The sequence below is a fragment of the Janthinobacterium sp. CG_23.3 genome, assembly GCF_046115965.1.
Lineage (GTDB): Bacteria > Pseudomonadota > Gammaproteobacteria > Burkholderiales > Burkholderiaceae_D > Janthinobacterium.
Genome location: NZ_JBJXIB010000182.1, coordinates 1 through 8,089 on the forward strand (window position 1 = coordinate 1; position 8,089 = coordinate 8,089).

The 8,089-nt window shown below is 67.9% G+C and carries 8 protein-coding genes and 1 pseudogene; all 9 read right to left on the reverse strand.

Annotation, left to right across the window (positions count from 1 at the left end):
• Positions 1-606: pseudogene (locus ACFDR9_RS25985) on the reverse strand (hypothetical protein); the annotation flags it as partial.
• A 391-nt stretch (positions 607-997) separates the two neighbouring features.
• A complete protein-coding gene (locus ACFDR9_RS25990) occupies positions 998-2,326 on the reverse strand; it encodes a sigma 54-interacting transcriptional regulator (protein WP_409032844.1) in 1,329 nt (442 codons plus the stop codon).
• Positions 2,327-2,642: 316 nt separating this feature from the next.
• A complete protein-coding gene (ureG, locus tag ACFDR9_RS25995) occupies positions 2,643-3,293 on the reverse strand; it encodes an urease accessory protein UreG (protein ID WP_409032845.1) in 651 nt (216 codons plus the stop codon).
• Positions 3,294-3,311: 18 nt separating this feature from the next.
• Positions 3,312-3,992 carry an urease accessory protein UreF gene (locus ACFDR9_RS26000; RefSeq protein WP_409032849.1) on the reverse strand — a complete coding sequence of 227 codons (681 nt, stop codon included), beginning with the start codon at positions 3,990-3,992 and terminating at the stop codon, positions 3,312-3,314.
• 2 nt (positions 3,993-3,994) lie between these two features.
• The gene (gene ureE / locus ACFDR9_RS26005; RefSeq protein ID WP_017875885.1) at positions 3,995-4,513 is read right to left on the reverse strand and encodes an urease accessory protein UreE; all 519 of its coding nucleotides are present in this window, start codon (positions 4,511-4,513) and stop codon (positions 3,995-3,997) included.
• Between the two features lie 12 nt (positions 4,514-4,525).
• Positions 4,526-6,226, reverse strand: coding sequence for an urease subunit alpha (gene ureC, locus ACFDR9_RS26010; protein WP_409032846.1), 1,701 nt, complete (start codon positions 6,224-6,226; stop codon positions 4,526-4,528).
• 1 nt (position 6,227) lies between these two features.
• Positions 6,228-6,605 carry an urease subunit beta gene (locus ACFDR9_RS26015; RefSeq protein ID WP_409032847.1) on the reverse strand — a complete coding sequence of 126 codons (378 nt, stop codon included), beginning with the start codon at positions 6,603-6,605 and terminating at the stop codon, positions 6,228-6,230.
• A 10-nt stretch (positions 6,606-6,615) separates the two neighbouring features.
• A complete protein-coding gene (locus tag ACFDR9_RS26020) occupies positions 6,616-6,918 on the reverse strand; it encodes an urease subunit gamma (RefSeq protein WP_017875888.1) in 303 nt (100 codons plus the stop codon).
• A 25-nt stretch (positions 6,919-6,943) separates the two neighbouring features.
• Positions 6,944-7,804, reverse strand: a complete 861-nt coding sequence (locus ACFDR9_RS26025) for an urease accessory protein UreD (RefSeq protein ID WP_409032848.1) — start codon at positions 7,802-7,804, stop codon at positions 6,944-6,946.
• Between the last annotated feature and the right edge of the window lie 285 nt (positions 7,805-8,089).

Consider the following 8,089-nt stretch of genomic DNA (forward strand, 5'->3'; position numbering starts at 1 on the left):
ACCCCCGCCGCGTCCGGCGGGTCTGTCTCCGACCCCCGCGCCACCTCCGGTGCCGACGCAGCCAGCGGCGTCGCCGCCGCGCGCGCCGCTGGCGCCGGCGGCGCCGCTGGCGTCGCCGCCGCGGGCGCCGACGCCGACCGCCAGGCCGCCCAGGCCGTGGCCGCCGGTGCCGCCGGCGCCGGCGCCGCCGTTGGCGTTGCCGAGGTTGGTCGCGTAGTTGCCGATATTGCTCACCATGTTACCCGTCACCGTGCCGGAGAGGCTGCTGACGGCGGTGGCGCTCGAGGTGTTAAACGAGTTGGTGAAGTTCGCCGTCGATACGCCGCCGTTGTTGGCGGCGGAAGCGCCGAAGCCCATTGCGGCGGCCTCGCCGGAACTGTTGTTTTGCCCGGTGCTCTTGTCGTTGTTCTGATCCGAGTAGTTGTCTTGCGTGGCGTACGAATTGTCGTACGCCGACGGACCGGCGCCGCCCTGCGTGGTGGTGTTGCTCGCAGTTTGGGTGTTGCTGCCCGGTGTGTCGTTGGCCGCGTTCACCGCCCCGTTCTGTGCCTGTGCAGTCAGGCTGAAGGCGAGGGCGATAGCTGCCGCTAGAAGAGTTTTTTTCATTGCAGTTCCTTATTGAAAAAGTTAGCCGAGGATAAATCTGGCTTGGCGGACTCCGCTAAGCACAGACTGTCAATGCAAACTCAGTGCCAGCCCCAACAAAATATCGCTAAGCTTTTGAATATTAAGGATTTTTATAACAATACCGGGTGCCGCCGGCGCACTCGGCGCGACAGTGCGGCCGGCAAATCGGCTGCGCCTGTCACACCGCTGTGACGGCGAGGCCGGCCGGCGTCTGCCGGGCGTTCGAACGGGTCAGGAAATATCGCGTAAAATCAATCACTTAAGCGGGCGGCGCATTGGCTTTTGCGCGCGCGAAAGGTGTATCAAGGTTGTGACCGGGGCCGCCAAGGCTGTGACAGCCGTGACAGGCGCACGCGGCGGTGCCGGCGCGTCAGCAGTGGATGCCGTGCTTGGCCAGCAGGCGGTACAGGGTCATGCGCGAGACGCCCAGGTCGCGCGCGGCCTGGCTGATGTTCTTGCCGGCCCGGTCCAGGCTGGCGTCGATGGCGTCGCGCTCGGCGCGCAGGCGGATGCCGTCGAGCGCGTCGCCGTTGCTGCGCCGCAGCGGCGCCTCCAGCCCCAGGTCCTGCGGCGAAATCAGGCGCCCTTCGGCCATCACCATGGCGCGCCGCACCCGGTTGATCAGCTCGCGCACATTGCCGGGCCAGTCGTGCGCCTTGACCGCCTCCAGCGCCTTGCCGCTGAACCCCTTGACGCGCGGCGCCCGTTCGGCCGCGAACTGCGCGAAGAAATGGTTTGCCAGCAAAGCCAGGTCGTCCTTGCGCTCGCGCAAAGGCGGCACGTCCAGCGCCAGCACGTTCAGGCGGTAGTACAGGTCTTCGCGGAAGGCGCCCTTCGCCACCGCCTTTTGCAGATTCATATGGGAGGCGGCGATCACGCGCACGTCGAGTTCGATGCTCTGGGTCGAGCCGAGCCGGTAGATGGTCTTTTCCTGCAGGAAGCGCAACAAATTCGATTGCAACTCCATCGGCAAGTCGCCGATCTCGTCGAGGAAGACCGTGCCGCCGGCGGCCGACTCGATCAGACCGCGCTTCTCGCGCGCCGCGCCGGTGAACGCGCCGCGCTCGTGGCCGAACAGCTCGGACTGGATCAGGCTGGCCGGAATCGCGCCGCAATTGATCGGCACGAAGGGCCCGCCGGCGCGCGCCGACTGCGCGTGGATGGCCTGCGCGGTGAGTTCCTTGCCGCTGCCGCTCTCGCCCCAGATCAATACCGGCGCGTTGGCCGAGGCAACCCGGCTGATTTGCCGGCGCAGGCGGCTGATGGCGCCGCCGTGGCCCTTCAACGCCGTCCCGCGCTGGGATGCCAACGCCGGCGCCTCGCGCAGCGTCGCGTAGCCGTGCGCGTGGCCCAGCGTGTGGCCCAGCCGCAGCGGGTCGATCGGCAGGGTATGGAAGTCGCAGCAATGCTCGGCCACCAGGCGGCGCCAGTCCGGCAACTGCAGCGTGCTCGGATGGAACACCCCGATCCACTGGACGCCCCAGTGCTGGCGCAGAAAACTGTCGATGTCGTCGAGCGCGTCGGCGCGCGCCGTGCCGAGCAGCAACCCGACCAGACACGGCTGTTCGCGCAACACGCGGGCCGCCTCGCGCAGGCCGGCAACGCGGTGGATAACCCAGTCATCCGCCCATGCCGGCGCCGCCTCGGACAGCGGCGACGGACCGTCCAGCGTGACGTACAGCAGTTGCTTTTTGAGCATGTCCCTGCCTCCAAGGTGAATCGGATGGATTTACATAAACGTAATAATGATTAAAATACAATATCGGGCGCAAAAAAATAGCGCGGACGAATCCGGCGGGGCCGCGCCGCCGGCGGCGCCCCGGTCAGCGCGCATCTATCATGCCTTGGGCTGCGAAAAACTGCAAATCGATACGCGCGGGCATGTTGGGGGGGGAGCGAACCTAGGGCAAGGGCTGGGGTCCGACACCGCCGGCGCTTGAGCCGGTGGTTTTTTTCCCGCGATGCGGCAGCTTAGCGCAAGCCCAGCATGGCGCCGCCGCGCTTGGCGATGTGGGTCATGCCGTTTCCCCCGGGGTGAAATGGTGGTGTTGGTCCAGCAGGCCCTGCTCGCGGATGAACTTGATCACCGTCTCCACGCCGGCGCCGCTGCGCAGGTTGGTGAACACGAACGGCCGCTCGCCGCGCATGCGCTTGGCGTCCTGCGCCATGACGTCGAGGTTGGCGCCGACGTAGGGCGCCAGGTCGGTCTTGTTGATGATCAGCAGATCCGAGCGGGTGATGCCGGGGCCGCCCTTGCGCGGTATTTTTTCGCCGCCGGCCACGTCGATGACGTAGATGGTCAGGTCCGACAGCTCCGGGCTGAAGGTGGCGGCCAGGTTGTCGCCGCCGGATTCGACCAGGATCAGGTCGAGGTTGGGGAAGTCGGCCTGCATGCGCGCGATCGCCTCCAGGTTGATCGAGGCGTCCTCGCGGATCGCCGTGTGCGGGCAGCCGCCGGTTTCCACGCCCATCAGGCGCTCGGCCGGCAGGGCGCCGGCGCGCAGCAGGATTTCCATGTCCTCCTTGGTGTAGATGTCGTTGGTGATGACGGCCATGTCGTAGTGTTCGCGCATGCCTTTGCAGAGCATTTCGCACAGCGCGGTCTTGCCCGAACCGACCGGGCCGCCGATGCCCACGCGCAGCGGGTTGGATGTGTGGCTTGTCATAGTTGTCTCCTCATGATGTTAAGAACGGTAGAGCCGGCTGTACTGCACTTCGTGCTGCATCGACAGCAGCGCCAGCCCGGGCGCCCAGTTGCACATGTCGTCGTCCGGCACCTCTTGCGCGTAGCGCGCCGCCGCCTCCAGCTCGGCGCGCAGCGACAGCAGCAGGCGCTGCCCCGCCACCTGCCCCAGCGGCACCGATTTGACGCACACCAGCACCTGGTTTTCGGCCCAGGCGAACAGCATCGCCAGCAGCGCGGCGTCGTGCGGGATCGCCAGCGCCACCACCGCGCAGGCGTAGGCGGTCGGCAGCGCCACCTCGGGCTGGCCCTGCAGCGCCTCGATCAGCGCGCCGTCGGCCACGCCCAGCTCGGCCAGCAGCTTGGTCAGCGAATAGCCCATCTGGATGGTCTCGGCGCGGAACTCGGCGCTGTCGCGCGAGGCGACGAAGCGCTCGCTCCAGCGCTGCACCGCCGCCACGTCGCGCACCTGGAAGGCGCGCATCAGGCGCCAGCACACGGCCGCCTCCCACGGCGCCACCACCTCGTGCAGGTGCCGCACGATCCAGTCGCGCGCGCCGGCGGCGTCGCGCACCGCGCCGCGCTCGAGCGCCGCCTCCAGCCCCTGCGAATAGCTGTAGGCGCCGATCGGCAGCGCCGGGCTGGCGAACTGCAGCAGGTGCAGCAGCGCGGACGCCTGCATCGTCATGCCGGGTCGTGCGGACGGTGGATTTTCTGCCGCAGCGGGATCGGCGCCAGCGGATTGTGGCCGCCGTGGCCGCCGTCGTCGGCGTGGCCGTGGCCGCCGCCGTAGGCGCCCGCCTCCGGCTCGAACGGCGCGCTTTCCTCGGTGACGCTGGCCCGCAGTCCCTCCAGCATTTCCTTGAGCACCGGGTCGCGGCGGATGCGCAGGAAGCCGTCGCCGACGTGCGCCTGGGTATGCCGGTTGCCAAGGTGGAAGGCGCAGCGCAGCAGCGTGTGCGCGTCGGCGCAGCGCACCAGGTAGGTCGGCTCCCTGGCCGCGACGATGCGCACCACCCGGCCCGATTCGCCGGTCAACAGGTCGCCGTCGCGCAGCACGGTGCCGCGCACGGTGAACACGGCGACCTCCTCGCCGCTCGACAGGGTGGCGCGCAGGCGGCATTTCTCGCGCAGCTCGTAGGGCAGCACCAGCTCCGCCTCGACCGCCTCGGCGCCCGTGATTTTGCTATGCAGGGTCAGCATCGAACACTCCTTTTAGAATAAGAAATAGCGCTGCGCCATCGGCAGCACCTTGGCCGCCTCGCAGACCAGCAATTGGCCGTCGGCGCGCACTTCGTAGGTTTCGGGATCGACTTCCATGCGCGGCGTGGCGCCGTTGTGGATCATGTCGCGCTTGCGCAGGTGGCGCATGTTCTTGACCGCGATCAGCGACTTGTTCAGCTTGAGCTGGTGGCCGATATCGGCGTCGTAGGCCGCCTGCGAGACGAAGGTGAAGGATTTTTTCAGGCCGCCGCCGAAGGCGCCGAACATCATCCGGTAATGCACCGGCTGCGGCGTCGGGATCGAGGCGTTCGGGTCGCCCATCTGCGCCGCCGCGATCATGCCGCCCTTCAGGATCATCGACGGCTTGACGCCGAAGAAGGCCGGCTTCCACAGCACGATGTCGGCGATCTTGCCCTCCTCGAGCGAACCGACGACGTGGGAAATACCATGCGTGATGGCCGGGTTGATGGTGTACTTGGCGATGTAGCGCTTGGCGCGGAAGTTGTCGTTGCGGCCGCAGTCGGGCGCCAGCGCGCCGCGCTGCACCTTCATCTTGTGGGCGGTCTGCCAGGTGCGCATGATGACCTCGCCGACCCGGCCCATCGCCTGCGAGTCCGACGACATCATCGAAATGGCGCCGATGTCGTGCAGGATGTCCTCGGCGGCGATGGTCTCGCGGCGGATGCGCGACTCGGCGAAGGCCACGTCCTCGGCGATGGCCGGGTCGAGGTGGTGGCACACCATCAGCATGTCGAGGTGCTCGTCGAGCGTGTTGACGGTGTAGGGCCGGGTCGGGTTGGTCGACGACGGCAGCACGTTGCCCTGCCCGACCGCGGCGATGATGTCGGGCGCGTGGCCGCCGCCGGCGCCCTCGGTGTGGAAGGTGTGGATGGTGCGGTCCTTGAACGCTGCCAGCGTGTGCTCCAGGAAGCCGCCCTCGTTCAAGGTATCGCTATGGATCGCCACCTGCACGTCCATCCGGTCGGCCACCGACAGGCAGTTGTCGATCGCCGCCGGCGTCGTGCCCCAGTCCTCGTGTAGCTTGAGGCCGATGGCGCCGGCCAGCACCTGCTCCTCCAGCGGCCTTGGCAGGCTGACGTTGCCCTTGCCGAGGAAGCCCAGGTTCATCGGGAAGGCGTCGGCCGCGCCCAGCATCGAATGCAAGTGCCACGGCCCCGGCGTGCAGGTGGTGGCGGCGGTGCCGACGGCCGGCCCGGTGCCGCCGCCGATCATCGTCGTCACGCCGCTCATCAACGCCTCCTCGATCTGCTGCGGGCAGATGAAATGGATGTGCGTGTCGACGCCGCCGGCGGTGACGATCATGCCCTCGCCGGCGATGATCTCGGTGGCGCCGCCGATGGCCATCGTCACGTTCGACTGGATGTCCGGGTTGCCGGCCTTGCCGATGGCGGCGATGCGGCCGTTTTTCAAGCCAATGTCGGCCTTGACGACGCCCCAGTGGTCGAGTATGACGGCGTTGGTGATGACGGTGTCCATGACGTCGGCGGCGTTGCGCTGCGACTGGCCCATGCCGTCGCGGATCACCTTGCCGCCGCCGAACTTGACCTCCTCGCCGTAGGTCGCGTAGTCATGCTCGATCTCGATGAACAGCTCGGTGTCGGCCAGGCGGATGCGGTCGCCCTTGGTGGGGCCGAACATTTCGGCGTAGGCGCCGCGCGCGATAGTGGCCATGTTATCCCTTCCCCTGCGGCGCGGCGGCGTCCCCCGCCGCCGGCGCACCGGCCGGCGCGCCCGGCGCCACGTCCGCCAGCTTGCCCATGACGGCGCCGTTGAAGCCGTACACCACGCGATCGCCAGCCAGCGCCACCAGTTCCACGGTGCGCTGCTGGCCCGGTTCGAAGCGCACGGCGGTGCCGGCGGCGATATTCAGGCGCATGCCGTAGGCGCGCCAGCGCTCGAACGACAGCGCCGGGTTGACCTCGAAAAAATGGAAATGCGAGCCGACCTGGATCGGCCGGTCGCCGCGGTTGGCCACCACCACCGTGGCGGTGGGGCGGCCCGTGTTCAGGCTCAATTCGCCCTCTTCCAGCTTGTATTCACCGGGGATCATGACGCGCTCCTTAAGGAATCGGGTTGTGGACGGTAACTAGCTTGCTGCCGTCGGGGAAAGTGGCTTCGACCTGGATGTCCGGGATCATCTCGGCGATGCCGTCCATGACGTCGGCCCGGCTGAGGATCTTGGCGCCGTCCGACATCAGCTCGGCCACCGAACGGCCGTCGCGCGCGCCCTCCATAATGGCGGCGCTGATCAGGGCCACGGCTTCCGGGTAGTTCAGTTTCAGGCCGCGCGCCAGGCGCCGTTCGGCCACCAGGCCGGCCGTGAAAATGAGCAGCTTGTCTTTTTCTCTGGGGGTCAAATCCATCGTGTTTATCCTGTACGGCTAGGTTTCAAGTGTTCCAGATGCGCAGCGCCGGAGCCGCGCGCTCAAGCAAAAAGGGGCGCAGGCGCTGCCACACGGCCAGCATCACCCGGCGCGCCTGCTCGCTGTCGTCGCCCAGATAGCGCGCCGACAACACGCCCTTCATCTGCGTTACGCCGAACTTGCCGGCGCCGTCCAGGCCGGCCTCGCGCAGGCTCGCCAGCGCCGCCGCCGGCAGCGCTTTGCCGACCGCCAGCAAGGTGGCGCAGACGCTGTGGCCGTCCAGCCCGAGCGGGCTGCGCAGCATCTCGCCGCCGCCGGCCAGCGCGCCCTGCTCCCACCAGACCAGCTTGCCGTCGCGGTGGATTTGCGTGCGCTGCGTGATTTTCCCGCTATTGAAGGTTTCGCCCGAGGCGCGCCGGCCCAGGCACAGGATCTCGCAGCCGATGTAACTGGCGTCGGCTTCGAGGACCACGGTTTGCTCCAGCGCCACGCGGGCCTGGTCGAAGAAGATGCTCTCCTGCGGCAGCCACTCGACGCTGGCGCCGGCCTGCGCCTGCAAATACACCTGCTGGCGCGACACCTTGCCGTTGGCCTTGTACCACTTGGCGGCGCCGGGCGATGTCAGCAAGGCGTGCGCGCCCGGGCCGACCCGCGCGCTGATCGACAGCTGGTCGCCGCCGACCACGCCGCCGGGCGGATGCACGACAATCGCGTGGCACACCGCCTCGCCCTCCGGATACAGCGGCTTTTGCACGCGCAAGGGGCCGGCGTGGCTGCGCTCGACCAGCCGGGTGGTGCCGGCGTCGTCGGCAAAGCCCAGCGTCAGGCGGGCGTGCCAGGCGCTGTCGTTCGTGCTCGGGTGGTCGGTGGTAGCGCTTTCGGGCATGGCTGGCATTCTTCCAAAGATTACCTGCCTACTAAGCATATTTTGTGCCAGCGCGAGGGCCGGCCAGGCACTGCGTCCGCCTGCCCAATCCGCACCAGGCTATGCGTTTTGCACCGCCTTGGTGCGTGGGCACGCTACGCCAGCCCAATCCCGCGCCAGCCACCGGCCAAAGCCAACCCCGCCGCCGCATATTGGCATAGGGGCGGCCAGTGAAACTAGCCGACCCCTGCCACACCACCCGGCATGCGGGTCCGCACCGGGCGGTTCGAGTAGTTGAGGTTATGA

Bases quoted from the DNA above. Each gene is read 5' to 3' on its own strand.
- ACFDR9_RS25990 (WP_409032844.1), bottom strand. From the start codon at position 2,326: ATGCTCAAAAAGCAACTGCTGTACGTCACGCTGGACGGTCCGTCGCCG.
- ureG (WP_409032845.1), bottom strand. From the start codon at position 3,293: ATGACAAGCCACACATCCAACCCGCTGCGCGTGGGCATCGGCGGCCCG.
- ACFDR9_RS26000 (WP_409032849.1), bottom strand. From the start codon at position 3,992: ATGCAGGCGTCCGCGCTGCTGCACCTGCTGCAGTTCGCCAGCCCGGCG.
- ureE (WP_017875885.1), bottom strand. From the start codon at position 4,513: ATGCTGACCCTGCATAGCAAAATCACGGGCGCCGAGGCGGTCGAGGCG.
- ureC (WP_409032846.1), bottom strand. From the start codon at position 6,226: ATGGCCACTATCGCGCGCGGCGCCTACGCCGAAATGTTCGGCCCCACC.
- ACFDR9_RS26015 (WP_409032847.1), bottom strand. From the start codon at position 6,605: ATGATCCCCGGTGAATACAAGCTGGAAGAGGGCGAATTGAGCCTGAAC.
- ACFDR9_RS26020 (WP_017875888.1), bottom strand. From the start codon at position 6,918: ATGGATTTGACCCCCAGAGAAAAAGACAAGCTGCTCATTTTCACGGCC.
- ACFDR9_RS26025 (WP_409032848.1), bottom strand. From the start codon at position 7,804: ATGCCCGAAAGCGCTACCACCGACCACCCGAGCACGAACGACAGCGCC.